25 protein-coding genes and 2 pseudogenes are annotated in these 25,818 nt (G+C 73.1%); 13 read left to right on the plus strand and 14 right to left on the minus strand.

The features are described from left to right. Window positions 1-69 precede the first annotated feature (69 nt). Both AB0H81_RS07025 and AB0H81_RS07030 read right to left on the minus strand, forming a co-directional pair. On the minus strand, window positions 70-330 hold the full coding sequence (locus AB0H81_RS07025; protein WP_358370357.1) for a zf-TFIIB domain-containing protein: 261 nt from the start codon (window positions 328-330) through the stop codon (window positions 70-72). 59 nt (window positions 331-389) lie between these two features. Continuing rightward, entirely contained in the window at window positions 390-1,244 is an 855-nt protein-coding gene (locus tag AB0H81_RS07030; protein ID WP_358370359.1) for a phosphotransferase, read from the minus strand. 18 nt (window positions 1,245-1,262) lie between these two features. Here AB0H81_RS07030 and AB0H81_RS07035 point away from each other — a divergent pair, with 18 nt between their 5' ends. Beyond that, window positions 1,263-2,165: a TIGR03619 family F420-dependent LLM class oxidoreductase gene (locus AB0H81_RS07035; protein WP_358370362.1), complete on the plus strand. Its 903-nt coding sequence runs from the start codon at window positions 1,263-1,265 to the stop codon at window positions 2,163-2,165. Window positions 2,166-2,216: 51 nt separating this feature from the next. On the opposite strand, the gene AB0H81_RS07040 is transcribed toward AB0H81_RS07035, so the two are convergent. Both AB0H81_RS07040 and murQ read right to left on the minus strand, forming a co-directional pair. Continuing rightward, window positions 2,217-3,272, minus strand: coding sequence for a serine hydrolase domain-containing protein (locus tag AB0H81_RS07040; RefSeq protein ID WP_358370364.1), 1,056 nt, complete (start codon window positions 3,270-3,272; stop codon window positions 2,217-2,219). Window positions 3,273-3,334: 62 nt separating this feature from the next. Further along, window positions 3,335-4,303 carry an N-acetylmuramic acid 6-phosphate etherase gene (gene murQ / locus AB0H81_RS07045; protein ID WP_358370367.1) on the minus strand — a complete coding sequence of 323 codons (969 nt, stop codon included), beginning with the start codon at window positions 4,301-4,303 and terminating at the stop codon, window positions 3,335-3,337. A gap of 57 nt (window positions 4,304-4,360) precedes the next feature. Between murQ and AB0H81_RS07050 the strand changes: the two genes are divergently transcribed. Further along, window positions 4,361-5,473 (plus strand): DUF1343 domain-containing protein, encoded by a 1,113-nt coding sequence (locus AB0H81_RS07050; protein ID WP_358370370.1) that lies wholly within the window; start codon window positions 4,361-4,363, stop codon window positions 5,471-5,473. Between the two features lie 14 nt (window positions 5,474-5,487). Here AB0H81_RS07050 and AB0H81_RS07055 read toward each other — a convergent pair whose 3' ends face one another. The 8 genes from AB0H81_RS07055 to AB0H81_RS07090 all read right to left on the minus strand — a co-directional run bounded on the left by AB0H81_RS07055 (window position 5,488) and on the right by AB0H81_RS07090 (window position 14,415). Next, entirely contained in the window at window positions 5,488-6,414 is a 927-nt protein-coding gene (locus tag AB0H81_RS07055) for a GNAT family N-acetyltransferase (protein ID WP_358370373.1), read from the minus strand. Further along, entirely contained in the window at window positions 6,411-7,421 is a 1,011-nt protein-coding gene (locus AB0H81_RS07060) for an ABC transporter ATP-binding protein (RefSeq protein WP_358370376.1), read from the minus strand. The genes AB0H81_RS07055 and AB0H81_RS07060 overlap by 4 nt, the downstream gene beginning before the upstream one ends. Further along, window positions 7,418-8,458: an ABC transporter ATP-binding protein gene (locus AB0H81_RS07065; RefSeq protein WP_358370379.1), complete on the minus strand. Its 1,041-nt coding sequence runs from the start codon at window positions 8,456-8,458 to the stop codon at window positions 7,418-7,420. The genes AB0H81_RS07060 and AB0H81_RS07065 overlap by 4 nt, the downstream gene beginning before the upstream one ends. Before the next feature lie 6 nt (window positions 8,459-8,464). Then, window positions 8,465-9,379, minus strand: coding sequence for an ABC transporter permease (locus AB0H81_RS07070; protein ID WP_358370382.1), 915 nt, complete (start codon window positions 9,377-9,379; stop codon window positions 8,465-8,467). Then, complete coding sequence (locus AB0H81_RS07075) at window positions 9,376-10,383, minus strand: ABC transporter permease (RefSeq protein WP_358370385.1); 1,008 nt, start codon at window positions 10,381-10,383, stop codon at window positions 9,376-9,378. The genes AB0H81_RS07070 and AB0H81_RS07075 overlap by 4 nt, the downstream gene beginning before the upstream one ends. Window positions 10,384-10,390: 7 nt before the next feature. After that, a complete protein-coding gene (locus tag AB0H81_RS07080) occupies window positions 10,391-12,220 on the minus strand; it encodes an ABC transporter substrate-binding protein (RefSeq protein WP_358370388.1) in 1,830 nt (609 codons plus the stop codon). A gap of 173 nt (window positions 12,221-12,393) precedes the next feature. Further along, the gene (locus AB0H81_RS07085) at window positions 12,394-13,146 is read right to left on the minus strand and encodes an aminotransferase class IV (RefSeq protein ID WP_358370391.1); all 753 of its coding nucleotides are present in this window, start codon (window positions 13,144-13,146) and stop codon (window positions 12,394-12,396) included. Window positions 13,147-13,182: 36 nt separating this feature from the next. Continuing rightward, window positions 13,183-14,415 carry a M20 family metallopeptidase gene (locus AB0H81_RS07090; protein WP_358370394.1) on the minus strand — a complete coding sequence of 411 codons (1,233 nt, stop codon included), beginning with the start codon at window positions 14,413-14,415 and terminating at the stop codon, window positions 13,183-13,185. A gap of 62 nt (window positions 14,416-14,477) precedes the next feature. Between AB0H81_RS07090 and AB0H81_RS07095 the strand changes: the two genes are divergently transcribed. Both AB0H81_RS07095 and AB0H81_RS07100 read left to right on the plus strand, forming a co-directional pair. Next, a complete protein-coding gene (locus AB0H81_RS07095; protein ID WP_358370397.1) occupies window positions 14,478-15,257 on the plus strand; it encodes an HAD-IIA family hydrolase in 780 nt (259 codons plus the stop codon). 55 nt (window positions 15,258-15,312) lie between these two features. Next, the gene (locus AB0H81_RS07100; RefSeq protein ID WP_358370400.1) at window positions 15,313-15,942 is read left to right on the plus strand and encodes a hypothetical protein; all 630 of its coding nucleotides are present in this window, start codon (window positions 15,313-15,315) and stop codon (window positions 15,940-15,942) included. Here AB0H81_RS07100 and AB0H81_RS07105 read toward each other — a convergent pair. Then, window positions 15,899-16,372, minus strand: coding sequence for an NUDIX hydrolase (locus AB0H81_RS07105; protein ID WP_358370402.1), 474 nt, complete (start codon window positions 16,370-16,372; stop codon window positions 15,899-15,901). The two genes, AB0H81_RS07100 and AB0H81_RS07105, sit on opposite strands and share 44 nt — an antisense overlap. A gap of 73 nt (window positions 16,373-16,445) precedes the next feature. Here AB0H81_RS07105 and AB0H81_RS07110 point away from each other — a divergent pair, with 73 nt between their 5' ends. From AB0H81_RS07110 to AB0H81_RS07150, 9 genes and pseudogenes are all read left to right on the plus strand, one after another. After that, on the plus strand, window positions 16,446-17,375 hold the full coding sequence (locus tag AB0H81_RS07110) for an acyl-ACP desaturase (RefSeq protein WP_358370405.1): 930 nt from the start codon (window positions 16,446-16,448) through the stop codon (window positions 17,373-17,375). A 213-nt stretch (window positions 17,376-17,588) separates the two neighbouring features. Next, window positions 17,589-19,733: an AarF/UbiB family protein gene (locus AB0H81_RS07115; RefSeq protein WP_358370407.1), complete on the plus strand. Its 2,145-nt coding sequence runs from the start codon at window positions 17,589-17,591 to the stop codon at window positions 19,731-19,733. 231 nt (window positions 19,734-19,964) lie between these two features. Then, on the plus strand, window positions 19,965-20,552 hold the full coding sequence (locus AB0H81_RS07120) for an NAD(P)H-dependent oxidoreductase (RefSeq protein WP_358370409.1): 588 nt from the start codon (window positions 19,965-19,967) through the stop codon (window positions 20,550-20,552). Window positions 20,553-20,744: 192 nt separating this feature from the next. Then, window positions 20,745-21,152, plus strand: a complete 408-nt coding sequence (arfB, locus tag AB0H81_RS07125; protein ID WP_358370412.1) for an alternative ribosome rescue aminoacyl-tRNA hydrolase ArfB — start codon at window positions 20,745-20,747, stop codon at window positions 21,150-21,152. 328 nt (window positions 21,153-21,480) lie between these two features. Further along, window positions 21,481-22,299 carry a hypothetical protein gene (locus AB0H81_RS07130; protein ID WP_358370415.1) on the plus strand — a complete coding sequence of 273 codons (819 nt, stop codon included), beginning with the start codon at window positions 21,481-21,483 and terminating at the stop codon, window positions 22,297-22,299. Then, entirely contained in the window at window positions 22,296-22,877 is a 582-nt protein-coding gene (locus tag AB0H81_RS07135) for an HAD family phosphatase (RefSeq protein WP_358370418.1), read from the plus strand. Before AB0H81_RS07130 ends, AB0H81_RS07135 begins: the two co-directional genes overlap by 4 nt. 269 nt (window positions 22,878-23,146) lie before the next feature. Beyond that, window positions 23,147-23,221, plus strand: a pseudogene (locus AB0H81_RS07140) (hypothetical protein); the annotation flags it as partial. A 91-nt stretch (window positions 23,222-23,312) separates the two neighbouring features. Beyond that, a pseudogene (locus tag AB0H81_RS07145) lies at window positions 23,313-23,636 on the plus strand (alkaline phosphatase D family protein); the annotation flags it as partial. Between the two features lie 97 nt (window positions 23,637-23,733). Beyond that, entirely contained in the window at window positions 23,734-23,898 is a 165-nt protein-coding gene (locus AB0H81_RS07150) for a hypothetical protein (protein ID WP_358370419.1), read from the plus strand. A gap of 74 nt (window positions 23,899-23,972) precedes the next feature. On the opposite strand, the gene AB0H81_RS07155 is transcribed toward AB0H81_RS07150, so the two are convergent. Beyond that, a complete protein-coding gene (locus tag AB0H81_RS07155) occupies window positions 23,973-25,724 on the minus strand; it encodes an efflux RND transporter periplasmic adaptor subunit (RefSeq protein WP_358370422.1) in 1,752 nt (583 codons plus the stop codon). Window positions 25,725-25,818 lie beyond the last annotated feature (94 nt).

The raw sequence follows: 25,818 nt of genomic DNA on the forward strand, positions 1-25,818 counted from the left end.
GCGCACGAGAGGTGCGCGGCCCTTGCCGTGTCGTGGTCGTGCCGGGTCGCCGGCACGTCCGTCAGCCTGTCAGGAGGAGAACAGCATGCCCACCCAGCTGCGCTGGCGGTGGTGGCCGTAGTGGTGGCCGCCGTGCGGCGGCGGGGCGCCCCAGGCGGGGCCCGCGGCGGGCGGGGGCGGGGGAGCGGCGTGGTAGCTGGCCTCCATCCGGGTCAGCGTCTCCAGCTCGCCGTAGTCGAGGAAGATTCCCCGGCAGTTGTCGCACTGCTCGATGTGAACGCCGTTGCGCTCGTAAGTCCGCATGTTGCCGCGGCACTTGGGGCACTGCATCTCTCGTCGGTCTCCTTGGCCTCGGATATCTGAGGGAAAACCTACCGCGCGCAACCCCGTCACGCTCTGACGATTCTGTTGCACGCCTCGACCAACGAATGTTCCACCTCGTCCAGTTCCCGGCCGTCGCGCCCGGCGTTGACCACGGCCACGGCGGCCAGCTGGATGGTGACCGCGCGGGCCGGCAGGTCGAGCCGGCGCCACGGGTCGGCGCCGTCGCCGAGCGCCGGCCCGCCGAAGGCGAGGTACGCGCCGAGGAACCGTTCCCACACGGCCGGTTCGAGGAGTCCCGCGGCGTACCAGGCGGCCGGCCGGGCCAGGTCCCAGGCGGGGTCGCCGACGCCGAGGTCGTCCACGTCGATGAGCAGCCAACGGTCGCGGTGGACGAGCTGGCCCAGGTGCCAGTCGCCGTGGGTGAGCAGGCCGGGCACCGGCTCCGGCTCCGGTAACTCCGCGAACGCCCGCCGCAGCAGCCCCTCGACCGGGCCGTCGCCGGGCATCCGGCGCACCGCGCGGGCCGCCCGCTCCGGGCCGCCCGCCTCGGGGAGCGGCGGCAGCAGCGTCAGGGGCACCGCGTGCAGGCGCGCCAGCAGCCGGGCGCCCTCCTCCCAGGGCGCGGAGTCGATCTCGTCCTGCGCGATGGGTGTGCCGGCCGGCCACACCGTGACCGCGCGACCGGCCGCCGTGAGCACGTCGGGACGCAGCGGGGGCAGCAGGACGCCGCTCAGCGCGGCCGAGGCGGCGGCGCGCACCCGCAGCCGCAGCGTGTCCGCGCCGTCGCCCCGCGAGTGCGCCTTGACCACGACCTCGCCCCGGCGTAAGACCACCACGTCGGTGCGGGTGGGGTGGAGCACGGGCTCCCCTGTGCCACCGTGCGCGCCGGCGATGGCCCCGAGTTCCGCCTGCAGATCCACTCGTACAGAGTAGAGGGCATGGGAATCGGTTTCGCCGTGCCGCAGTCGGGCCCCTGGGCCACACCCGCCGCCATGCGCCGCGTCGCCGCCAGGGCCGAGGAGCTCGGGTACGAGCGGCTGTGGACGTTCCAGCGGGTGCTCTACCCCGTCGGACACCCCATGGGGCCGGTCTACCGCAGCGTCCACGACCCGGTGGTGACACTGTCGTACCTGGCCGGGACGACCGAGGCGATCGGGCTGGGCGTGGCCGTGGTCAACGCGTACGTGCAGCCGGTGCTGCTGGCCAAGCAGCTCGCCTCGCTGCAGATCGTGTCCGGCGGGCGGCTGACGGCGGGCCTGGGGCTGGGCTGGCTGCGCGAGGAGTTCGAGGCCGCGGGGGTCGGCTTCGAGGGGCGCGGCCGGCGCGTCGAGGAGTTCACGCGGGTGCTGCGCAAGGCGCTGACCGGCGACGTGGTCGAGCACGCGGGCGAGTTCTACCGGGTTCCGCCGTCCCACGTCGACCCGCGCCCCGAGCACGCGCCGCCCATCCTGCTGGGCGGGACGGCCGAGGCGGCGCTGCGCCGGGCGGGCCGGCTCGCCGACGGCTGGATCAGCTCCAGCAGGGAGGACCTGGCGGGCATCGCGCCGCGCGTGGCCGTGGTCAAGCAGGCGGCCCGGGAGGCCGGCCGCGACCCCGAGGCGCTGCGCGTCGTGTGCCGCGGCGTCACCCGGGTGCGCCCGGCGGCCGGGGAGAAGGAGGACCGGCCGCCGCTGACGGGTACGTACGAGGAGATCCGGCGTGACGTGGACGACCTCATGGCGCGCGGCGTGACGGAGGTCTTCCACGACCTCAACTTCGACCCCGAGATCGTCACCGCGGAGCCGGAGGAGGCCATGCGCCGCGCCGAGGAGGCCCTGGAGGCCCTCGCCCCGCACGCCTGAGCCCGCGCGTCAGCGGCCGAAGAAGGCGGTCAGCGGCCCGGGAAAGGGCGGTCAGCGGCCGGACAGGCGGAGCGCCTCGGCGGCCACCGCGCGGCGCAGGTCGCGGATGCCGTCCCGGCCGCGCAGCGGGTGCACGGCGTTGGTCAGCAGCACGACCGTCAGCCCGCGCGCCGGGTCCACGACGAGCGACGTCCCCGTGAAGCCGGAATGCCCGTACGCGCCTTCCAGCGGCCCGACGATGCCCGGGTCGCCGATCCGCACCCCGAGCCCGTGGCGGAACGGCGCCCCCTCGGCCCCCTGGTCGCGGACCATCTCGGCCACGCTCTCCGGCCGCAGCATCGCGCCGCCGCCGAGCCGCAGCGCCTCGCCGAAGGCCAGCAGGTCGTCGGCCGGGGCGAACAGCCCCGCGTGACCCGCCACGCCGCCCAGGCCGTGACAGGTCTCGTCGTGCACCTCGCCGCGCACGCACCCCGGCGGCGGCCGCTCCGGCTTCCACTCGGTGGCCGCCACGCGTGCCAGCCTCTCGGGGCCGGGCCGGTAGCCGGTCGCGTCCAGCCCCAGCACGCCGGTGACGCGGGCGCGGACCAGCTCGTCGAGCGGGGCGTCGCCCGCGAGCTCGGCCACGCGGCCCATCGTGACCATGCCGACGTCGGAGTAGAGGTACGGCCCGCCGACGGGGCCGGTGACGGGCGTGTTGATGATCGCGGCCAGCCGGGCGGCGTAGCAGGCTTCGGGCAGTTCGAGGTCCACGCGGCGGGTGGGCGGGAGCCCGGCCGTGTGAGTGAGCAGGCGGCGCGGCGTGATCCGCGGGTCGCGCCCGGGCAGCCGGGTCGCCACCGGCTCGTCCAGGTCCAGGCGGCCCTCCTCGGCCAGGGACAGCACGACGGCCGTGGTGAACAGCTTGCTCACCGAGGCCAGGTCGAAGATCGAGTCGCGGCGGGCCGGCGGGCGCTCGCCGGCCAGGGTGCCCTCGCCGTCGGTGTACCTGACCAGCTCGCCGGCCACCGCCGCCGCCGCGACCTCGCCGTCCACGGCGACGAGCGCGACAGCCGCCGGGCAAACGCGCGGCACCGCGCGGGCCAGGACCTCCTCGAGCCCCTCCGCCACCTTCCCCCCCTCTCCCTCTTCCCGCCTCGGGTCCGCCGTCCCCCTGAGCGCCGTCCGGCGCGTCAGCCGCTCAGCGCGTCGCTGAGCCGCTCGCCGTGCGACTCCAGCAGCGCCCGGGCGCCCTCCGCGTCGAGCCCGTGCTGGATCATCACCACGGCGGTCTTGGCCTGCCCGCCGGCCTCGTCCACGGCGCGGGCCGCGGTCTCCCGGTCGGCGCCGGTGATGTCGCTGACCATGCGCACCGCCCGGTCGGCGAGCTTGCTGTTCATGGCCGACATCTCGATCATCCGGTTCCCGTACGTGCGCCCGAGACGCACCATCGCGATCGTGGAGATCATGTTGAGCACGAGCTTCTGGGCGGTGCCCGCCTTGAGGCGGGTCGAGCCGGCCACGACCTCGGGGCCCACGACGACCTCGATCGCGTGCTCGGCGGCGGCCGACAGGGGCGCGCCGTCGTTGCACGACAGGGCGGCGGTCAGCGCGCCGCGCCGCCGCGCCTCGGCCAGGGCGCCCAGCACGAACGGCGCGCGGCCGCTGGCGGACACGCCCACCACCGAGTCGAGCGGTCCCACCTCCAGGCGCGCCATGTCCGCGGCGCCGGCCTCGGCGTCGTCCTCCGCGCCCTCCACGGACCGGGTCAGCGCGTCCAGGCCGCCGGCGATGACGCCCTGGACGAGCTCCGGGTCGGTGCCGAACGTGGGCGGGCACTCGGAGGCGTCGAGCACGGCGAGCCGTCCCGAGGTGCCCGCGCCGACGTACAGCAGCCGGCCGCCCGAGTCCATCCGCGCGGAGATCGCGTCGATGGCGGCCGAGATGGCGGGGATCGCCACCGCGACGGCGGCGGGCACCGCGGCGTCGGCCTGGTTCATCAGGCGCGCGATCTGCTCGGTCGGCAACCGGTCGATCTGGGAGTACCGGGGGTCGCTCTGCTCGGTGGCCAGCTCGCCGGAGGGCGTGACGGGCTCGCCGATGGACAGGGCCGGTGAGCCGGTGGACGCATCGGTGGAGGGCTCGGGTAGCGGATCAATCATGACGCTAATTTCCACCTTCTCCTTCTCTCTTGTAAATATCTTTCAGACTATGGATTCATGACGTATGTGCGAACCGGAGCCGAACGGCTGGCCACGGATGCCTCTCTGGCAGGTGGACGGCGGCTCGGCCTCATCACCAACCCCACCGGGGTCCTGCCCGATCTGACGCCCACGGCCGAGGCGCTGCTGGCCGGCGGCGCGCCGCTGGTGGCGCTGTTCGGACCGGAACACGGCGTGCGCGGCACCGCGCAGGCGGACGGCGGCGAGCCGGACACCACCGACCCGAGGACCGGCCTGCCGGCCTACGACACGCACAAGCGCTCCGGCGAGGCGCTGGACGAGGTGGTGGCACGTTCCGGGGCCGACACCCTGGTCTTCGACATTGCCGACGTGGGGGCCCGCTTCTACACCTTCGTGTGGACGATGTACGACCTCATGGCCTCGGCGGCGCGGCTGGGGCTGCGGTTCGTGGTGCTCGACCGGCCGAACCCGCTGGGCGGCACCGTGACCGAGGGGCCGGAGCTGGACCCGGCGTTCGCCAGCTTCGTCGGCAGGTTCCCGCTGCCGGTGCGGCACGGCAGGACCGTGGGGGAGCTGGCGCTGCTGTTCGGCTTCGACCTCGACCTGCGGGTCGTGGAGATGCGGGGCTGGCGGCGCGACATGGACGCCGCCGCGACCGGGCTGCCGTGGGTGATGCCGTCGGTCAACATGCCGACCCCCGACACCGCGCTCGCCTACCCCGGCACCGCGCTGTTCGAGGGCACCACGTTCTCGGAGGGGCGCGGCACGACCCGGCCGTTCGAGCTGGTCGGCGCGCCGTTCGCGGACGAGCGGTTCGCCGCCGGGCTGAACGCGCTGGACCTGCCGGGGGTGCGTTTCCGCGACACCTGGTTCACCCCCACCTTCCACAAGCACGCGGGGACGGCCGTGCGCGGCGTCCAGCTCCACGTCCACGACCGGGCCGCGTTCCGGCCGGTGCTGACCGGCGTGTCCATGCTGCACGTGGCCCGCACGCTCTACCCGGACGGCTTCGGCTGGTGGGGGCCCGAGAACTTCGAGGACCACCTGTGGGGGTCGGACACACTCACGGCGTGCCTGGACAAGGGCGAGGACCCGAGGGTTCTGTGCCCCGAGCCCGCGCCCCCAGGAGGGCCGCTGCTCTACGCGTGACATCGGGCCTGACATCAGGCCAGGTCGCGCCGGTAGAGCCAGAAGACGCGTTCGGCGCGCGCGCCCACGGCGCGCGCGTAGAACCGCAGCGGCCCCACCCAGCCGATCTCGGCGGTGTCCTGCCCGGCGGCGCGCTGCTCGGCCAGGCACCGGCGCAGCAGCACCCGGCCCAGGCCGAGCCCGCGCGCCTCCGGCGCCGTGCCCATCGGCCCGAACCACGCGGGCCGCGCCCCCCACGCGGCGAACGCCAGCACCCGGCCGTCGCGCTCGGCGTAGTGCAGCCCGGCGGCGCCGGCCGCCTCCCAGGCCCACCGCTCGTTCCAGTGCTCCGCCACGAACGCCGCCACCCGCGACCGGTCGTCGCCGGCCCGGCGCACGGCCACCCCGGACCCGGCCAGCCGGGCCACGTCCTCCTCGGTGGACAGGTCCGCGCCGGCACCGAGCGGGGCGGTCATGTTCCAGGCGACGTGGTAGCGCTCGTAGCCGAGGCTCTCGGCCAGGCAGGCGGCGGCGGTGTAGCGGACGTCCACGCCCGGCCAGGCGTAGCACGGCGGGTTGCCGGCGAGCCGGGACTGCGTCGCGCCGTGCCCGCGCAGCCACTCCTCGGCCGCGCGGACCAGCTCCCGGCCGATTCCGCGCCCCTGCCGCTCCGGATGGACGGCCAGCAGGTCGATGTGGCCCACCGTGGGCTCGCGGGACGACAGGGACGCCATGACGACGCCGCCGCCGGTCACGAGCGCGCCCCACGTGCGGTCCGCCGGAGGGGTGGCCAGCCGCCGCACCAGCGCGCCCGCCTCGGCGGCGTCGAGCGTCAGCGCCGCCTCCGCGGCCCGTACGGCCTGCTCCAGATCCTCCCCGTCGAGAGCAGAGCCGTCGCGGGCGCAACCGCCGGGCGGGAACCCGCCGGGCGGCTGGCCGCCGGCCAGACGCACGGAGATCACACGCCGCTCAGCGGACGGGCGATCACGCTGCGGCGCTGCGGATGGAAGCACGCGTGCTCCTGCGGGACGCCGCCGGTCACCTGGAGCAGCGGCAGCTCGCTCTCGCACCGCTCGCCGCGGAACGGGCAGCGGCGGGCGAACAGGCACCCGGTGTCGGCCTGCGACTCGTCCAGCGACTCCAGCGGCACGACCGGCTGCTCGCCCGGCTCCTCCAGCCCGTGCAGCACGGGGATGGCCGACAGCAGCGACTGCGTGTACGGGTGGACCGGGTCGGCGATGACGGTGTCCACGGAGCCGCGCTCCACGACCTGGCCCCGGTAGATGACGAACAGCTCGCCGTCGTCGCCGATGTAGCGCGCGGTGGCCACGTCGTGGGTGATGAACAGCACGGCCACGCCGAGCCGCTCGCGCAGGTCCTTCAGCAGCGCGAGGATGCCGAGCCGCAGCGACACGTCGATCATCGAGACGGCCTCGTCGGCGACGAGCATCTCGGGGTCCACGGTCAGCGCGCGGGCGATGACGACCCGCTGCCGCATGCCGCCCGAGAGCTGGTGCGGGTAGCGCGACAGCACGGTGCCCGGGTCGAGGCCGACCAGCGACAGCACCTCGGCGGCCCGCTCCTCCATCCACTGCTTCGAGCGGCCGGTCTGCCGGGCCCTCAACGCCAGCGGCGCCTGGAGGGTCTGGTGGATGGTGCGGGTGGGGTTCAGGGCCGAGTAGGGGTCCTGGTGGATCATCTGGATCTTGCGGAAGTGCGGCTGGCGCTGCTTGGGCTTGAGCGGCGTCATCGGCGTGCCGTCGATGGCGATCTCGCCGCCGTCGTACGACTCCAGCCCGGCGATGATCCGGCCGAGCGTGGTCTTGCCGCAGCCTGACTCGCCGATGAACGAGGCGGCCCCGCCCTTGGCGATGGAGAAGTCGACGCCGCGCAGCGCCCGCACCTCACGCCCGGCGAGCACGCCGCCCCGCTGCTTGAAGGTCTTGGTGATGCCCGTACCCGTGATCACGCGCGCTCCTTCACGCCCACCGCGTGGCAGGCCACGATCCTCGGCCCGTCGGCGAGGGCCGCCGGATCGTCGGTCTCACAGATGTCCATGCGCAGGGCGCAGCGTTCCCGGAACACGCAGCCCTGCTTCGGCACGGTCGCCAGCGTCGGCGGCCGGCCGGGCAGCGCCCGCGCCTCGTCGATGTCGCCGACCAGGCGCGGGATGGCCTGGATGAGGCCCCGGGTGTACGGGTGGCGGGGGGCGCGCAGCACCTCGCGGGTCGGGCCCTGCTCCACCAGCCGCCCGCCGTACATGACGGCCAGCCGGTCGGCGACCTCGGCCACGACGCCGATGTCGTGGGTGATGACCAGCGTGGTCAGGCCGCGCTCGGCGTGGACCTCCCGCACGATCTTCAGGATGTTGGCCTGCGTGATCATGTCGAGGGCGGTGGTCGGTTCGTCGAGCACGACCAGGTGGGCGTTGAGCACCAGCGCCAGCATGATGCCGACCCGCTGCCGCATGCCGCCGGACAGCTCGTGCTGGTGCGAGTCGAGCACCCGGGCGCCGTCCAGGCCCATCCGGCCGAGCAGCAGCTTGGCCTCGCGGACCAGGCCGCGCAGGTCGTCCACGCCGTGGGAGCGGCCCAGGTCGAGGAGCTGCTTGCCGACCGTCTTGAGCGGGTTCAGGGAGTTCTGGGCCGCCTGGAAGACGTACCCGATGTGCGCGCCGCGCGCCTTGCGCAGCCGCTCGCCCGCGAGCCCGACGACGTCGCCGAGCCCGTCGATCTCGACGCTGCCCGCCGAGATCCGTCCCGGCGGCTGCACCGCGTTGAGCAGCGACAGCGCCAGCGTGGACTTGCCGGAGCCGGACTCGCCGACGATGCCGGTGATGGTGCCGGGCTCCAGGGTGAGGCTGATGTCGCGGACGGCCGGCAGCTCGCCCGCGGGGGTCTTGTAGACGACGGTCAGGCCGTCGATGCGTACCCCGGGCGCGGGCGTCGCCGGCGCCGTGACAGGCTCGGGCGCGGGCCGCGGGGGTGCGGTCTCTGGCTGGGCCACCGGTGGTTACTCCTCACGCAGCCGGGGGTTGAAGATCTCGTCCATGGCGTCGACGACGAGCACGATGCCGAGCGTCAGCAGCAGGATCGCGAGCAGCGGCGCCAGCAGGTAGCCGATCGCGTACGGGGTGATCATGGCGCCCGCCTGGAAGACGGCCAGGTTGAGCATCACACCCCAGTTGTTCGACTCGTACGGCAGCACGCCGAGGAAGAACAGGCCGACCTGCGCGTAGACGGCGCCGGTGACCGCGATGAGCATGTTCATCGCGATGTAGGGCGCCATGCTCGGCAGCAGTTCCTTGCCGATGATGTGGCCGGTGGACAGGCCCAGCCCGCGCGCCGCCTCGATGAAGCCGCGCTCGCGCAGCGACAGCGTCTGGGCCCGCACCGCGCGGGCCACGCCGCCCCAGCCGAGCAGGCCGAGCACGAGGCCCATCTGGAGGGGGTTGCCGAACTTCCAGACGGTCGCGAGGACGAGCAGCAGGGGCAGGCCGGGGATCGTCAGCTTCATGTCGGTGACCCGCATGAGCACGGTGTCCCAGCGGCCCCGCTTGAAGCCGGAGAACAGCCCGAGCCCGGTGCCGAAGACCACGGTGATGAGCGCGGTCACGGCGGCGCTGAGCAGCACGTACCGGGAGCCGGTGATGACCAGCGCGAGCACGTCGCGGCCCTGCGGGTCGGTGCCGAACCAGTGCTCCCAGCTCGGTGGCCGCGTGATGGCGTTGGCGTCGCCCGGCAGGTTGTCGGGGTAGAACATCGGCCCGAAGACGGCCATGAACACGAAGCCCGCCAGGATGACCGCGCCGGCCAGCCGGCTGGGCTTGCGCCTCATCACCCGCCACACGCCGCGCCAGAAGTTGCGCCGCATGGCCGAGGCCGTGGAGATGCCGCCGGAGGTCTCGGGGATGATGGTGGCGCTCATGCCGCCTCCTCGCCGCTGCGCACCCGCGGGTCGATCGTGCTGTAGAAGAGGTCGGCCACGATGTTGGCCACGATCACCGCGCTCGTGATCAGCAGGAAGGCCCCGCTCATCAGCGCGTAGTCGCGGTCGTTGACGCCGTTGATGAGCATCAGGCCGAGACCCGGGTAGTTGAAGATCTTCTCGATGAACACGGCGCCGCCGAGCAGCAGCCCCAGCGACAGGGCCAGGATCGTGAACAGCGGAAGGATCGCGTTGCGCGCGATGTAGCGGAAGACGATCGAGCGCTTCATCCCGCGCAGCTCCGCGGCCAGGATGAAGTCGTCGCCCAGGACGGTCACCACACTCGACTTCATCGCCAGGACCCAGCCGCCGTACGCCGACAGGGCGTAGGTGACGACCGGCAGCACGGCGTGCTCGACGAGCGAGCCGATGTAGCCGGCGTTGAATCCGGGCTCGAAGAGGATGTCCACCGGCCCGTCGGCGGGCAGGATCGGGATGAGCGTCGCGAAGATCACCACGAGCAGCATCGCCAGCACGTACTGCGGGATGCCGTGCAGCAGCGAGCCGGAGATCGCCAGGGCGTCGCCCAGCTTGCTCTTGCGCTTGATCGCCGCGAACACCCCGAGCATGACGCCGACGAGGAAGCTCAGTAGCGTGCCCACCAGAACCGGCAGCACCGTCCACTTGGCCGCCTCGCCCAGCACGTCGAGGACCGGGGTTCCGGGCCTGCTGACGGACACGCCGAGGTCGAGGTGGAGCAGGCCGCCCATGTAGTCGGTGTACTGCTGCCATAGGGTGCCGGTCGGCTGGAAGCCGTAGAGCACCTTGACGGCCTGCGCGGCCGCCTCCGGGGACATGCCGCCCTCGATCAGCTTCTCGTAGCGGGCGGCCATGGGGTCGCCCGGGATGTTGTTGACGATGAAGAAGCTGATCGTGGCGACCACGAGGATCATGACGAGCCCGCGGGCCAGGTGGCCCGCGAGTCGCCGTGCGATGACCGTCATAAGGGCCTTACTGCTTCGCCTTGACCATGCCGAGCTGGATCCAGACGCCGGAGGGGAGAACCCCGGTGCCCAGGCGCAGGATCTCGTCGTCGTGCGGCCAGCCGGTGAAGCGGGTGTTGTTGACGAACTGGTTGTTGACGTAGTCCCAGAGCTGGATGACCGGGAGGTCCTGGTTGGCGGCGGTGGCGAGCTGGGCCATGATCGGCTTGGCCTGGTCCGCGGTGGCGGTGTTGAGCTTGCCGGTCAGCTCGCCCGGGTTGATCTTGGCGCCGCCGACCTCGATCTCCTCGGGGCCGCCCATCCAGTTGCCGCCCTTGCCGGGCGCGGCGTGGGTGATCTTGCCGGCGACGTTGGTCCAGCCGTTGGAGGCGCCGTAGAGGCGCTGGAAGATGTCGTACGGCGCGGGGCCGAGCGCCATCAGCCAGAAGCCGACGTCGTACTTGCCGGCCGCGAGCTCCTCCAGGTAGAGCGGGTAGTCGGTGGTGGTCACGACCTCGGCGTCGATGCCGTTCTTGACCAGCTGGCTCTTGATGTTCTCCTGGGCCGACAGCCAGTCGGAGAAGCCGGCGGGCGCGTGCATGGACACCTTCCACGGCGTGCCGTCGGCGAGGGTCCACTTGCCGTCCTTCTTGGACAGGCCGGCCTGCTTGAACTCGGCCTCCGCCTTGGCCGGGTCCGGCTTGTACGGGTCGAGCTTGGGCAGCGTGTCGGGGATCCAGGCCTGGGCGGCCTTCTGGTGGATGCCGCTGGTCGTGATGGCCGGGGTGCCGCCCTCGGGGGAGGCGACCTTGGTGACCTCGTCGCGGTTGATGAGGTAGGCCAGGCCGCGGCGCACGTGCACGTTGTCGTACGGCTTCTTGGACTGGTTGAAGGCCATGCTCACGGCCACCGGCGAGTAGCCCTTGATGACCTCGTTGCCCGGCGCCTGCTTGATCCGGTTCATCACGTCCGTGGGGGCCGCGACGAAGCCGGACTGGTCGAGCTTGCCGGCGGTGAGGTAGTTCCAGATCTGCTCGTTGCCGGTGTAGTTGAGGAACTTCACCTGGGCCGGGGCCACGTTGGCGGCGTTGTAGAAGTTCTTGTTCTTGACCAGCAGCGCCTCGCCGGGGTTGACCCGCTCCAGCACGAACGGGCCGGCCGAGACGTCCTTCGGCGGGGCGAAGGTGAGGACCTTCTGGCCGAGGGCGGTGATGTCGGCGCGCGCCTTCTCGGCGGCGGCGTCGTCACCGCGGGCGGCCTTCAGCGTGTCCCAGAACGTCGCGGGCAGGACGTCCTTCCAGACGTGGGACGGCAGGACCGTGGTGTCCAGCACGCCGCGCACGAACTTGGGGCTCGGGTTGGCCATCTCCTGCGTGATCTTCAGGGTCTTGTCGTCGACCACGGTCACGTCCGAGGCGACTCCCGCGGCGCCCGGGGTGACCGAGAAGGCGGTGCTACCCTGGGTGTACGCGATCCCGATGGACATCTTGACGTCCTCGGCGGTGACCGGCTGGCCGTCCGACCACTTCGCGTTCGGCTGCAGCTTCAGCGTGATGGCGGAGTTGTCCGGGGCGACCTCCCAGCTGGCCGCGATGCCGGGCAGCGCCTGGTTCGGGTCCGTCAGATGATTCTTGACCCACCCCAGCTTCATCGAGTTGAAGGCCGAGAACGAGTTCCCCTTCGGGTTGTACGGATTGGCCGGGGCCGACGGCTCCAGGCCGCCGGTCCTGTTCACGTCGATCGTCGTGAAGAGCCCGCCACCTCCGCCCGAACCGGACTTGGTGGTGGAACCACCGCTGCACGCTGTCACGGTGGCTGCAAGGCCCAGCAACGCCGCTGCCGCTGCTAGTCGCTTCATGTTCCGCTCCGGGGGATGTCTGGCCTGTTCAGGATCTGCAGGATTGACCGGACCCTACGGTCGCGCCAAAGACGCGTCAATAATCTCCAGGGGTTGTGAGGCTAATGTAACTTTCCTTCATGGGTGTCCGCAATGGCGCTCGGCTCCATTCCTTCCCAGGTCGGACGTACGGGTCAGATCACATCCCAGGGGACGCGCTCGTAGGCGTCCCTCACCCGGGCCAGGGCGGCCTTGTCCGAGCGTATCCGCAGGTCACCGACCCGCGACACCGGCACCACGCCCCACGAGTTCGTCAGGAAGACCGCCGGGTGAGCCGCCAGGCCGGCGACCTTCATGGGCCGCCGCCCGCTCGGCAGCTCGCCCTCCTCCAGCAGCGCCATCGTGATGCCGCGCAGCATCGGGGCGTCCGGCCAGACGAGCCGCTCCCCGTCGAAGCAGCCCAGGTTGGCGATCGACGCCTCGGAGACGAAGCCGTCGGCGTCCACGAACAGCACGTCGTCGAAGCCCTCGGCGGGCGCGCTTCGGGCCAGGTGGAGCTGGGGGAAGCCGCCGAGGTGCTTGACGTGCGGCAGGTAGCGCGCGTAACGCACCGGGAGCAGGGACAGGGGAGTGTCCGGCCACGCGTGCGGGGGCGCCGCCGTGGCGATCACCCGCACGCCGTCGCGCTCGGCGACGATCACGCGCACGCTCGCGTCGGGCTCGCCGTCCAGGGCGTGGCGCACGGTGGCCAGAACCAGGTCCTCGTCGAGGCCCGCGCCGAACAGCTCCTCGTTGGCCGCGCGTAGACGGGCCAGGTGCAGGGCCAGGCCGCGTACCCGGCCCCCGCGTACCTGCATGGCGGTGAAGTGCCCGTAGCGGGCCGCCGCGGCGAGCCCGAGGTCGCCGGCGCCCGCGGGCCGGCCGTCGACGGCAACACGATCGATCACGCGTCCCAGCGTACGGAGGGACCGTGGGCGGGGCGCTCAGGCGTCCAGGGTCGCCGCCGCGGCCAGGCGGTCACGGGCCAGGGTCGCGAGCAGCGCCGCGCCGTCCGGCACCACCGCGTCGTCGAACAGCGCCTCCGCGGAGTGGTTGTACGGCGCCGACGACGGGTCGCGCTCCGGCGGGCACGCCCCGAGGAACAGGAACGCCCCCGGCACCCGCTCCAGCACGTACGAGAAGTCCTCCGACCCCATCACCGGCTGCGGCGTCACCAGGAACCGGCCGGGCCCGAACAGGTCGCCGGCTGTGCGCTCGGCGAAGCCGGCCTCGTCGGCGTCGTTCACGGTCACCGGGTAGCCCATGCCGAACGAGGTCTCCACGCCCAACCCGTGCGCCGCCGCGACCCCCTCCACGACCTCGACCAGCCGCCTCTTGGCCAGCGTCCGCGCGCCCGCGCTGAACGTGCGCACCGTCGCCTCGAAGTACGCCTCGTCCGGGATCACGTTGTCGGCCGTCCCGCCGTGGAACTGCCCGACCGTGACCACCACCGGGTCGAACACGTCGAACGTGCGCGTCACCATCGTCTGCAACTCGGTCACCATGGCGCAGCCCGCCTGCACCGGGTCCAGCGCCCGGTGCGGGCTGGAGCCGTGACCGCCGCGCCCCTTGACCCTGACCTGGAACACGTCGGCCGCCGCCATGATCGGCCCCGGCCGCGAGGTGAACAGGCCCGGCGGCAGCATCGACGAGATCACGTGCAGGCCGTACGCGGCGACCGGCCGGGGCCCCGCCGCCTCCAGCACGCCCTCGTCGATCATGACCTTGGCGCCCTCGAACCCCTCCTCCCCGGGCTGGAACATGAACACGACGTCGCCCGTCAGCTCCTCGCGCCGCCCGCTCAGCAGCCGCGCCGCGCCCGCCAGCATCGCCGTGTGCAGGTCGTGGCCGCACGCGTGCATCCGGCCCTCGATCTCCGACCGGTACGGCAGGTCGTTCCGCTCGGTGACCGGCAGGCCGTCCATGTCGCCGCGCAGCAGCACGACCGGGGCCTCCCCGCCGATCGGGCGGTTCCCGCCGCGCAGCACCGCGGTGACGGAGCTGAGCGCGGCGCCCGTCGAGATCTCCAGCGGGAGCCCGTCGAGCGCTCCCAGAACCTTCTCCTGGGTGCGCGGCAGGGAGAGGCCGATCTCGGGGGTGGCGTGCAGCGAGCGGCGCAGCGCGACCAGCTCGTCGCGCAGGTCCTGCGCGGGTTCGGTGAACGACGTGAGCGACATAGCCCCTATTCGCTCATATGCCGGTCGCGAAGTCGACAAGACTCCCTCTGTACCATGACCGGGTGACCGAGCGTAAACGGATCGATTACTGGCTCTCCGACATGGACGGCGTCCTCGTGCACGAGGGCCGTCCCGTTCCCGGCGCCGACACCTTCATCAAACGGCTCAGCGACTCGGGCAAACCGTTCAGGGTGCTGACCAACAACTCGATCTACACACCCCGCGACCTGTCGGTACGGCTCGCGGCGGCGGGCCTGCAGGTGCCGGAGCAGTCGATCTGGACCTCCGCCCTGGCCACCGCCGAGTTCCTCGACGACCAGCGGCCCGGCGGCTCGGCGTACGTGATCGGCGAGGCCGGCCTGACCACCGCCCTGCACGAGGTCGGCTACGTGCTCACCGACCTCGACCCCGACTACGTCGTGCTCGGCGAGACCCGCACCTACAGCTTCACGCAGATCACCCGCGCGATCCGGCTCATCGAGAACGGCGCCCGCTTCATCGCCACCAACCCCGACCCGATCGGCCCCTCCACCGAGGGCTCCCTGCCCGCCTGTGGGGCGGTCGCCGCGATGATCACCAAGGCGACCGGCGTCGACCCCTACTTCGTCGGCAAGCCCAACCCCCGGATGATGCGCAGCGCGCTCAACGCCATCGAGGGCCACAGCGAGACCACCGCGATGATCGGCGACCGCATGGACACCGACGTGGTGTGCGGCATGGAGGCCGGTCTCTACACGATCCTCGTCCTGACCGGCGTCACCCAGCCCAAGCAGATCGACCGTTTCCCCTACCGCCCCTCGCTCGTGGTCGAGTCGGTGGCGGATCTCATCGACCTCGTCTGAGGTTGGGGCCCGTACCTGACGGGATCTGACAGGTACGGGTGGCAGGCTCAGAGTCATGACCCGTGTCTATCTGGAGCTCGGCCCCAAGAGGGTCTTCGCCTGCTCGCTGGAGTGGCCCGGCTGGTGCCGCGTCGCCAAGGGCGAGGAGGCGGCCCTCGACCTGCTCATGGAGTACGTGCCGCGCTATCGGGTGATCGCGGAGCGGGCGGGCCTCGCGTTCGAGCCCGGTGAGCCCGTCGTGGCCGAGCGGATACCCGGCGACGCGACCACCGACTTCGGCGCGCCCTCCAGGATGCCCGGTCTGGACCTGGAACCCCTGGACGCGGAGGAGGGCCGCAGGCAGGTGGCCCTGCTGCGCGCCACGTGGGAGCTGTTCGGCGAGACCGTGGCGGCCTCGCCGGAAGAACTGCGCAAGGGGCCCAGGGGAGGCGGGCGCGACACCTCCAAGATCTACGCCCACGTCGTGGAGGCCGAGCGCTCCTACGCCCGCAAGCTCGGCGTGCGGCACAAGCCGTACCGGTCGCGCGAGGACCGCGACGCGATGCGCGACGAGCTCGCCGACGTGCTGGCCCGGCCCTGGGAGCCGCCGGGCGACACGGGCTGGGTGCCGCGCTACGCCGCCCGTCGCGTGGCCTGGCACGTCATCGACCACCTGTGGGAGATCGAGGACCGTCGCGAGGGATGAGCCGGGGCAATGCCGCGATGTGCCGCGACAGGTAGCCGGCGACCGGTTCCGGCACCACGTGCCGGGAGGTGATCTCCGAACGGCGCAGCGGCAGCCGCTCCACCTCGTACCGTCCGCGCGCAGCGTCGTCCACCTCCGGGCCGTGCCGCAGCGCCCAGTCCATGCCGACCAGCCGGCAGCCGTACACGTGCTGCACCTTCACCCCGCCCTGCCACGGATAGCTCACCGTGGTCAGCGGCGTGACGCCCGAAACCGTGGCGCCCAGCTCCTCCAGGAGTTCCCGGCGCAGCGTGTCCTCCAGGGTGGCGTCGCCCGGCTCCACGTGGCCGCCGGGCACCGACCAGTAGACCTCACGTCCGGGGACCGTGCGCCGGAACAGCACCAGCCGCTCCTCGCGGTCGAGCAGCAGGCCACGCACGCTGGGACGCATGACTCTCCTTACGGGACCGGAGCGGGCTTCGGGTACCCTAACCTACGGTCCCGTAACAAAGGAGAACGTTCTTATGGCGATGACGCAGACGCAGCTTCTGCACGAGCTCGAACCCGTGGTCGCGGGAGAGCTCGACCGCCATCACACGATGGCCAAGGAGTGGTTCCCCCACGAGTACGTCCCGTGGAGCGAGGGGCGCGACTTCGACGGGGTCTACGGTGGTGAGGCCTGGCAGGACAGCGACTCCAAGCTGCCCGAGGCGGCGCGCGTCTCCCTGATCGTCAACCTGCTCACCGAGGACAACCTCCCCAGCTACCACCACGAGATCGCCACCACGTTCGGCCGTGACGGCGCGTGGGGCACGTGGGTCCACCGCTGGACCGCCGAGGAGGACCGTCACGGCACCGCCATCCGCGACTACCTCACGGTCACGCGCGCGGTCGACCCGGTCGCGCTGGAGCGCGCGCGCATGGTCCACATGGAGAGCGGCTTCACCAGCGAGTACAGCACGATGCTCCAGCAGCTCGCGTACGTCTCCTTCCAGGAGCTCGCCACCCGCATCGCGCACCGCAACACCGGCAGGGCCTCGGGCGACGAGGGCTGCGAGCGGCTGCTCGCCCGCATCGCCGCCGACGAGAACCTGCACATGCTCTTCTACCGCAACCTGCTCAAGGCGGCCTTCGAGCTCGACCCCAACCAGACGATGCGGGCCGTGACCGACGTGGTCACCACCTTCCAGATGCCGGGATCCGGCATCGAGGGCTTCACCCGCAAGGCGATGATCATCGCCCACGAGGGCATCTACGACCTGCGCCTCCACCTCGACGACGTGCTCATGCCGGTGCTGAAGCAGTGGTCGGTCTTCGACAAGACCGGGCTCGACGCCGAGGGCGAGCAGGCCCGCGAGGAGCTGTCGGCGTTCCTGGCCAAGACGGAGGCCACGGCCGCGCGCTTCGTGGAGCGCCGCGAGGAACGCCGCGCCCGCGCCGCCGCCGCCCGCTGACCCACCGCGACCGCCCGGGCCCCTGAACCCGCCCGGCCCGCCCGACCGGCGCCGTCCGCCCGGCCACCCCCCACCGGGCCCGGCGTGCCCTCGTCCTCCGGAGGCGGTGCGGGGGGTATCCCGCCTCTCGGAGTGGCCCCCGCCCGGCCGCCACCTGCCAGGTCTGGTGGTGCGGGGAGGTGTGGGGTGGTTTGTCTGGGATGATCCAGTGCCATGGACTTCCCCGTGACGCTGGTCGTCTCCGTCGCCGCCCTGGTGATGATCCTCCTGCTGGCAGGGGCCGCCCGAAGGCTGCTGGGAGTCAGGTTCGGGGCGATCCGAACGTTCCTGGCCGGGTTGCTGGCCTTCACCCTGTCCGCCCCGCTGCTCTCGCCGATCCTCAACTCGTTCCCCCGGACGCCCGCCGGCGAGACGCCGGCCGATCCCGGCATCGGCGCCGTCTGGGTGCTCCTGCTCGTCGCCATGTGCGTCGTGCTCATCCCCATGGTGCTCCTGGTGCTGGCCGAGGCGCTGGTCCCGCCGGGATCCATCCCCGGCCCGCTGGAGCTGGCCCGCTCGATGCGCGGCCGGATCTCCCGTGCCAGGCGGTACTCCCAGATCACCCGCATCGCGATCCGCCACGGCCTCGGCCCGTACCTGCGCGGACGCGGGGCGCGGATCGAGGACCGGACCGGCAGGCGGCGGCTCGCGGCGTCGCTGCGCCAGGCGCTCGACGACGGCGGCGTCACGTTCGTCAAGCTCGGCCAGGTGCTGTCCACGCGCCGCGACCTGCTGCCGGCGGAGTTCGTGGAGGAGCTCGGCCTGCTGCAGGACCGGGTCGCCCCCGCCCCGTGGGAGCAGATCGAGCCGGTGCTGACGGCCGAGCTGGGCGGCCCGCCCGAGAGCGTGTTCGCGGAGTTCGACCGAACGCCGCTGGCCGCCGCCTCGATCGCGCAGGTGCACGCGGCCCGGCTGCGCTCCGGTGAGAGCGTCGTGGTCAAGGTGCGACGGCCCGGCATCGACCGGGTCGTGGCCAGGGACCTCGACATCGTGCGCCGTCTGGCCGCGACGCTGGAGACCCGCACCCGCTGGGGGCGCTCGCTCGGGGTGCGCGAGCTGGCCGAGGGGTTCGCGGTGGCGTTGCGCGAGGAGCTCGACTTCCGCGTCGAGGCGGCCAACATGGCGGCTGTCATCGCCTCCAGGTCAGCCGGCGCGTCGTCCGGCGGGTGGTCGGGCGGGTCGTCCGGCGCGTCCCCGGCCGCGGGCGAGTCCCCGGCCTTCGGCACGTCACCGGCCGCGGGCGCGTCCCCGGCCTTCGGCGCGTTCCCCGCCTCCGGCCTGGCCGGGGTTCCGGGCGCCAACGGGACGTCGTCCGGGGGCGTCGCGGTCATGTACCCGGCGCCGGTCCCGTCCCTGTGCGGCGAGAACGTGCTCGTCATGGAGCGCCTGACGGGCCGCCCGCTCGCCGCCGCCGACGACGGCGCCCTCGGCCTCGAACGCGCCCGCGCGCTGCTGGACTGCCTGCTCAGGCAGGTGCTCGTGGAGGGCGTCTTCCACGCCGACCCGCATCCGGGCAACCTCATGCTGCTGGACGACGGCACGCTCGCGTTGCTCGACTTCGGTTCGGTGGGACGCCTGGACGCCTCCGTGCGCTCCGCGCTCCAGCGTTTCCTGCTCGCCATGAACCGGCAGGACCCGGTGGCCGTCACCGACGCGCTGCTGGAGGTGATGCCGAGGCCCGAGGACGTCGACGAGCCGGCGCTGGAGCGCGCTCTCGGCCAGTTCATGGCCAGGCATCTGGTGCCGGGATCGGTGAGCGTCCAGATGTTCACCGACCTGTTCAGGATCGTGTCCGGGCACGGGCTGTCCGTCCCGCCGGAGGTCGCCGCGGTCTTCCGCGCCCTCGCCACGCTGGAGGGGACGCTGCAACGGCTGGCGCCGGGCTTCGACCTCGTCGGCGAGGCGCGCGCGTTCGCCGGCCGCCACCTCTCCGAGCGGCTCGACGCCGGCACGGTCAAGGAGACGGTCGTCCAGGAGGTGGCCACGCTGCTGCCCATGCTGCGGCGCCTGCCCCGCCGGATGGAGCGCATCGCGAGCGCCGCCGAGCACGGCCGCCTGGGCGTGAACGTCCGCCTCCTCGCCGACGACCGCGACCGCCGCTTCCTGACGGGGCTGCTGCACCAGGTGCTGCTGACGGTCCTCGGGGCGACGGCCGGTCTGATGGCGGCGATGCTCCTCGGCCTCGAAGGCGGGCCGCGGGTGACCCCGGCGATCAGCCTCTTCCAGCTCATCGGCTACAACCTGCTCGTGATCAGCGGCATCCTGGTGCTGCGGGTGCTGATCGTCGTCTTCCGCCGGCCCCGCGACATCCGCCCGTAGCGCCCTCACGCCGGGTGATGAGGCGATCTTCCCATTGTCACCCTGACCCCATCGGTCGCGGAACATTCTTCTGTTGATCTCGTTCTTGCGGGCTTCAGCACAGGTCAGGGGCTCGCGCGCACGCTCCGGCAGCCCCGGCGGCAACTTGACCTTGAAGTGGTGTTGGACATCCCCGACATCGGGCAGGTTCCCGGCCATGGGCACCACATCGAGATCCTTCGGGAGTAGACGGTGAGAATCATCGGGATCGCCGCGAGCCTCCACGCAGGATCCTTCATCAATAGATTGCTGGCAGCGGTGAGCGGTGAGCTCCCGTCCGGCGTGGACTTCACGCCTTGGAAGGAACTCGCCGCGGTGCCGCCGTTCACCACCGGACCCGTGCCCGACACGCCCTCCGGGCTGCTCCGCATGGTGGACGACGCCGACGCGCTGCTGTTGATCGCACCCGAGCACAGCCTGCTGCCGGTCGAGCTGGGGGACGCGCTGCGCTGGCTGTCCGCCTCCGGCACGCTGACCGGCAAGCACGTCGCGGTGATGAGCGCCAGCGCGCGTCCCTGCGGCGCCATGTGGGCGCAGGCGGAGCTGTACCGGCAGCTCACCGAGGCAGGGGCGGTGGTCATGGGGGCCGAGCTGGTGATCTCGCCGCTCTGCCCGCACTTCGACGAGCGGGGCCGCCTCACCGTGGGCCGGCTGCGCGAGCAGGTGCGGGACGTGGTGAGCCGCCTCTGCCCAGCCGCTGTCGGCGAGCCCGTACCCGTCATGGAACCCGTACCCCTCCGGCAGCCCGCCCTGAAGCGGGAGGCCGCGCTCACCGCCTGACGCCGTACTCACCGCCGGCTCTCTCCGGCCCGGCCGCGCACCGGCCGGGCCGGACCCGTGTACGGAGCGAAAAGCCGTTGGCCGCCGCGCCCGTCCGCTCGGTACGGTTGAAAGGACAACGGGAACCCCGGAGAACGGGAACCCTCTGAGGCGATCCCCCCGCCCAGGACGGAACGACAGGAGCACACCACGATGCCCGGCCCGCTGGTCGTCAACGACGCGGTCGTCATCCCCGACGCCGAGCTCGTGTGGCGCTTCTCCCGCTCCTCCGGCCCGGGCGGCCAGGGCGTCAACACCACGGACAGCCGGGTGGAGCTCAGCTTCGACCTGGCGGCCACCACCGCGCTCCCGCCGGAGCTCAAGGCCCGCGCCCTCGACCGGCTGGGCACGCCGACGATCACGATCGCCGCCTCGGAGTACCGTTCGCAGCTGCGCAACCGTGAGGCGGCCTGCCAGCGGCTGGCGCAGCGGCTGAGGGAGGCGATCGCGCCCCCGCCCAAGCGCCGCCGCCCCACCAAGCCGAGCCGCGGCTCGGTCGAGCGGCGCATCGCCGCCAAGAAGCAGCGCGCCGACCTCAAACGCCTGCGCCGCGACCCCTGACCACGCCGCCCCGGCCTGAAGCGCCTGGGCCGCGACCCCTGACCACGCCGCGCCGCCCTCATGGCGCGGCCGTTCCTGCTGATGGGCGCGGGGAAGGCGCACGAGCCGGGCGGCCAGGGAGCTCGACGTCACCCTGGTCTACGTGGCCGCCTTCATGGACCGGCACCTGCGTGGACGCACCCAGCCGCCGCTGGACGGACCCTTCCCGTCCTTCCCGGAGGTCAGGTTCTGGAAGTGACGCGCGGGGGCGTGACCGCGCTCTGATGGTGTGATGCAAGCGACATGTGCGACCATCGCCGGGAATCCGCGGGTCTAGTGGGGAGGCGCTGTGGCAGGCATCGTCGGCGTGCACGGAATCGGCAAGTACGACTACTACATCAACGCCGGGAACTCGGCGAGCGGGGCGGCCGAGGCGATGCGCCTCAAGTGGGACCGCTACTTACACGCGGCGCTCGGCGGCGATCCACGGCCGTACTTCACCGAGGTCGCCTACTTCTCCCACCTCCTGCGCGACCGCGCCCCCGAGGAGGGGCCGAAGGCGTTCGCCGCCATGGGCGCCGACGCCCACCACGTCCTCGCCGAGTGGGCCCGGCAGCGCGGCTGGGGCGAGCACGTCACCGGCGCGCTCCGCACGTTCACGGGATGGCTGCTGACGCGGCTCGACGCCCGCTCGGCGGCGTTCGCCGGGCTCTTCGCGCCGGAGGTGGCCGCGTACCTGACCGATCCCGTCCGGCGGGAGCGGTCGCGGCAGGCCGTCGCCGCGACGATCCGGCGCAACCGGCCGCGCGTCGTCGTCGCGCACTCGCTCGGCAGCGTCGTCGCCTACGAGGCGCTCTGGTCCGACCCCCGCCTCGAGGTGGACCTGCTGCTGACTCTCGGCAGCCCCCTCGGCATGCGCAACGTCGTCTTCGAGCGCCTCCTGCCCGCGCCCGTCAACGGCCGCGGCGGCCGCCCGCCCAGCGTCCGGCGCTGGGTGAACGTCGCCGACAAGGACGACATCGCGGCCATCCCCCCGGACCTGTGCGACAGCTTCACCGGGGTGGACGTCGAGGAACTGGTCAACCTCGACTGGATCGACTTCCACACGGCCGAGAAATACCTGGGCTGCCCCGCGCTCGACACGTATCTGCGACCCTTTCTCGTATGAAGTGGATCGTGTTCGACTACGGCAACGTCCTGTCCCGCGACCAGCCCGAGGCCGATGTGGAGGCGATGGTCCGCGAGGCCGGCGCCGACCCTGAGGCGTTCCGGGACGGCTACTGGAAGCACCGCCTCGACTTCGACCGGGGCACGCTGACGCCGGAGGAGTTCTGGTCGGCGGCGCTCGGCCGGTCCGTCGGCGCGGAGGAGGCCGCCCGCCTGAACGCCCTGGATCTGGCGAGCTGGTCGCACCCGGACGAGGGCACGGTCGCGCTCCTCGGCGAGCTGCTCGCCGCCGGCCGCCCGGTGGGCCTGCTGTCCAACGCGCCCGCCTGCGTGGCCGACGGCCTGGACGAGCTGCCCTGGATCGCCGCCATCCCGCACCGCGTCTACAGCGGCCGGATCGGCCTGGTCAAACCCGATCGCGCGATCTACGAGCACCTCGCCCGCGAGCTCGGCGCCGACCCCGCCGACGTGGTGTTCGTGGACGACCGCCCGCACAACGTGGCCGGGGCCCGGGCCGCGGGCATGACCGCCGTCCCCTTCACCACGGCCGCCGCGCTCCGCGCCGACCTGGGCCTCTGACCACCGCGACACGCCTCTGACCACCGCACACGCCGCTCCGGCCGGAGCTGTTCACTCGTACGTGGCGCCGCTGTCATGACCGGGTCAGCGGCGCCGGACATACCTGAGGCGTGAACCGCGGATCCTTGCTCACCGCGGCGGCCGCCGGCCTGCTCACCCCGGCCGCCGGCCCTCTCACCTCCCCGGCCCGGGCCTCCGCCTCCCTCGCGCTCAAGAGCGACCCGTTCACGCTCGGCGTCGCCTCCGGCGACCCGTCCACCGGCGGCTTCGTGCTCTGGACCCGCCTCGCCCTCGACCCGCTCGGCCGCGACGGCCGCCGCGGCATGCCCTCCCGCGACGTGGACGTCGACTGGCAGATCGCCTCCGACGAGCGCTTCCGCTCCGTCCGGCAGGTGCGAGACGCCGGCCGACTACCGGCTCCGCCACGCCCAGTACACGAGCGACCCCGACCTCCAGCACGCCCACCCCACCGCCCCGTGGCTGGTCGCCTTCGACGACCACGAGATAGAGAACAACTGGGCCGGCCCCGTCTCCAACCCCGGCGCGCCCGGGTTCGCCCGCCGCCGTGCCGACGCCTTCCGCGCCTACTACGAGAACATGCCGCTGCGCCGCGCCAGCCTCCAGGGCGCCGTCCTGCGGGTCAACCGGCGCGTCTCCTGGGGGCCGCTGGCCCGCTTCCACCTGCTCGACACCCGGCAGTTCCGCGACGACCAGGCATGTCTCGACGGCGTACGGGCGGGCTGCGACGACCGGCTGTCCGCGAGGCGGACCCTGCTCGGCTCCGGCCAGTGGAGCTGGCTGGAGGGCAGTCTGCGGCGGCTCCGCCGCCCGCTGGAACCTGCTCGGCCGGCAGATCATGATGACCCAGCGCGACTACAAGGTCGGGCCCGGCCGCGAGGTGAACCTCGACTCCTGGGACGGCTACGCCCCCGAGCGCACCCGGCTGTTCGGCCGCAGGGGAGCCCGGGCCAGGACCGCGTACCGCGTCACCATCCCGTCCTCCGCCCAGGCCCGCGCCTGACCGTTTGCTGGGAGGACGCTGCGGGTTCGCTCAGCATTCCGGCGTCCGCCGGGAAGCCCCCGGGCCCGCCCGGCTCAGCGGCCGGGCCACGTGCCGTCGGGGAAACCGCCCGACGACCCGCCCTCCAGCACCACCTGGTCGCTCTCGCTCAGCCCGGAGGTCACCTGCACGTACTGGTCGCCGCGCACGCCCGTGGACACCACCCGGGTGGCGTCCCGGCCGCCCGAGCGCACCGTGACCACCGAGGTGCCGTCCGAGCGCCCGCGTACCGCCGCGACGGGCACGTAGACGGCGTCCGCGGCCGTACCGGTCGTCACCACCACCGACGCCGTCTGCCCCAGCATGATCCCCGCGGGCGGCTCGTCGAAGGCCAGCGCGACGGAGTAGCGCACCAGGTCGCCGTCCGCGGTGGCGGTCGGGGCGATGCCGGTCACCCGGCCCGCGTACCGCTGCCCGGGGCGCGTGGCCAGCGTGATCCGCGCCTTCTGGCCGATCTTGAGCCGGTTCACGTCGGACTCGGTGACCATGGCCTCGACCTGCTGCTCGTCCAGGTCGCCGAGGCTGACGAACGTGCCGCCGCCCGCGGCGTCGCCCGCCCGGCCCGCGACCGACAGGACCGTGCCGGCGGCGGGCGCCACGATGCGGGTGCCCCGCACCGCGTCGGCGGCCTGCTCCAGCGCGGCCTCGGCGCGGTCCACGTTCGCCTGCGCCTGCTCCTCGCTCATCCCGCCCTTCTCGCCGCCGCCCGGCGCGCACGCCCTCTGGGAGGGACGGGCTCCGCCGGAGGGACGCGCTCCTGCGGAGGGACGGCCGGACGGCTTGCCCGTGGGTCTGCCGGTCGCCCTGCCCGTGGGCTTTCCGGTGGGTTCGCCGGTGGCCCGCGGGCCGGCCTTGCCGGTGGGGGTGGCGGGCCGCCCAGTGGGGGAGCCGGAGGGGGCCGTGGTCGTGCCGGGGTCGGCGGGGCCGCCCGTCGGCCCGGTGGTGGGGCCGGTGGTGGGCCCAGTGGTGGGCCCAGTGGTGGGGCTCGTCGTGGGCTCGGTGGTCGAGGGCCTGGTCGGGGTGGCGGTCACCGTCGCGGTGGCCGTGACGGTGGCCGTCACCGTGACGGTGACCGTGGGCCGCGGCTCGGGGGGCGTCGGGCCCGGCTCGGGGTCGCCGGAGGGCCATGACGTTCCCCTCGGCCGCGCGGAGGAGGGCGTGGGGGAGGGGGGCGTCCCTCCGGGGGACGCGGGCGCGCGGGTCGCCACCGCCGCCCGCACGCCGAGCGCCCCGGCGCCCCGAAGCTGGGCGGCCGCACCGTGGACGGCGGCGTCCTGAGCGGCGGCATCCTGGACGGCTGCGGGCTGGACGGCGACGGCCGTGGACACCGGGGAAGGAAAAGAGCCCTGGAAGGCGGCCGAAGTGGTGCCTGAGGTCGCGGGGGCGCAGGACGAGGTGCCGGTCGTGGACGACGCCTTCTCCAGCGCCTCCCGCGCCGCCGCCAGGTCGGCCTTGGCCTCCTCGTACCCCTCGCGCGCGGCCCGCCCGTCGATGCGGGCCAGCACCTGGCCCGCGCGCACCTTGGCGCCGACCTTGACGTACACGCGCGTCACGGTCCCCGACCCGCCGAAGGCCAGGTCGCGGCGCGACCCGTCGACGGTGCTGCCGGCGGCGGTCACCGAGGCGGTCACCACGCCCCGCCTGGCCGCGGCGAGCTGGATCCGGGCGGTGGCCGGGGCGTCGTCGCGCATGGCGACGGCCAGGCCGGCGCCGGCCGCCAGGACGGCCAGGGCCAGCGCGCCCAGCGTGAGCGCCTTGGGCCGCGAAGGCCGCGAAGTCGGTCTCATGGGCGCCCATCCTGGCGCGGCAGGTTCACGCCCTCCTGCGAGCCGGCTCCGAGTTCGCTGTGTGCCGCTGGGGCGGCGGCCGTTGTCAGCGAAC

The sequence above is a fragment of the Nonomuraea sp. NPDC050691 genome (genome assembly GCF_040654455.1).
Lineage (GTDB): Bacteria > Actinomycetota > Actinomycetes > Streptosporangiales > Streptosporangiaceae > Nonomuraea.

Bases quoted from the DNA above. Each gene is read 5' to 3' on its own strand.
- AB0H81_RS07025 (WP_358370357.1), bottom strand. From the start codon at position 330: ATGCAGTGCCCCAAGTGCCGCGGCAACATGCGGACTTACGAGCGCAAC.
- AB0H81_RS07035 (WP_358370362.1), top strand. From the start codon at position 1,263: ATGGGAATCGGTTTCGCCGTGCCGCAGTCGGGCCCCTGGGCCACACCC.
- murQ (WP_358370367.1), bottom strand. From the start codon at position 4,303: ATGATTGATCCGCTACCCGAGCCCTCCACCGATGCGTCCACCGGCTCA.
- AB0H81_RS07050 (WP_358370370.1), top strand. From the start codon at position 4,361: ATGACGTATGTGCGAACCGGAGCCGAACGGCTGGCCACGGATGCCTCT.
- AB0H81_RS07070 (WP_358370382.1), bottom strand. From the start codon at position 9,379: ATGAGCGCCACCATCATCCCCGAGACCTCCGGCGGCATCTCCACGGCC.
- AB0H81_RS07075 (WP_358370385.1), bottom strand. From the start codon at position 10,383: ATGACGGTCATCGCACGGCGACTCGCGGGCCACCTGGCCCGCGGGCTC.
- AB0H81_RS07080 (WP_358370388.1), bottom strand. From the start codon at position 12,220: ATGAAGCGACTAGCAGCGGCAGCGGCGTTGCTGGGCCTTGCAGCCACC.
- AB0H81_RS07090 (WP_358370394.1), bottom strand. From the start codon at position 14,415: ATGTCGCTCACGTCGTTCACCGAACCCGCGCAGGACCTGCGCGACGAG.
- AB0H81_RS07100 (WP_358370400.1), top strand. From the start codon at position 15,313: ATGACCCGTGTCTATCTGGAGCTCGGCCCCAAGAGGGTCTTCGCCTGC.
- AB0H81_RS07105 (WP_358370402.1), bottom strand. From the start codon at position 16,372: ATGCGTCCCAGCGTGCGTGGCCTGCTGCTCGACCGCGAGGAGCGGCTG.
- AB0H81_RS07110 (WP_358370405.1), top strand. From the start codon at position 16,446: ATGGCGATGACGCAGACGCAGCTTCTGCACGAGCTCGAACCCGTGGTC.
- AB0H81_RS07115 (WP_358370407.1), top strand. From the start codon at position 17,589: ATGGACTTCCCCGTGACGCTGGTCGTCTCCGTCGCCGCCCTGGTGATG.
- arfB (WP_358370412.1), top strand. From the start codon at position 20,745: ATGCCCGGCCCGCTGGTCGTCAACGACGCGGTCGTCATCCCCGACGCC.
- AB0H81_RS07135 (WP_358370418.1), top strand. From the start codon at position 22,296: ATGAAGTGGATCGTGTTCGACTACGGCAACGTCCTGTCCCGCGACCAG.
- AB0H81_RS07150 (WP_358370419.1), top strand. From the start codon at position 23,734: ATGATGACCCAGCGCGACTACAAGGTCGGGCCCGGCCGCGAGGTGAAC.
- AB0H81_RS07155 (WP_358370422.1), bottom strand. From the start codon at position 25,724: ATGAGACCGACTTCGCGGCCTTCGCGGCCCAAGGCGCTCACGCTGGGC.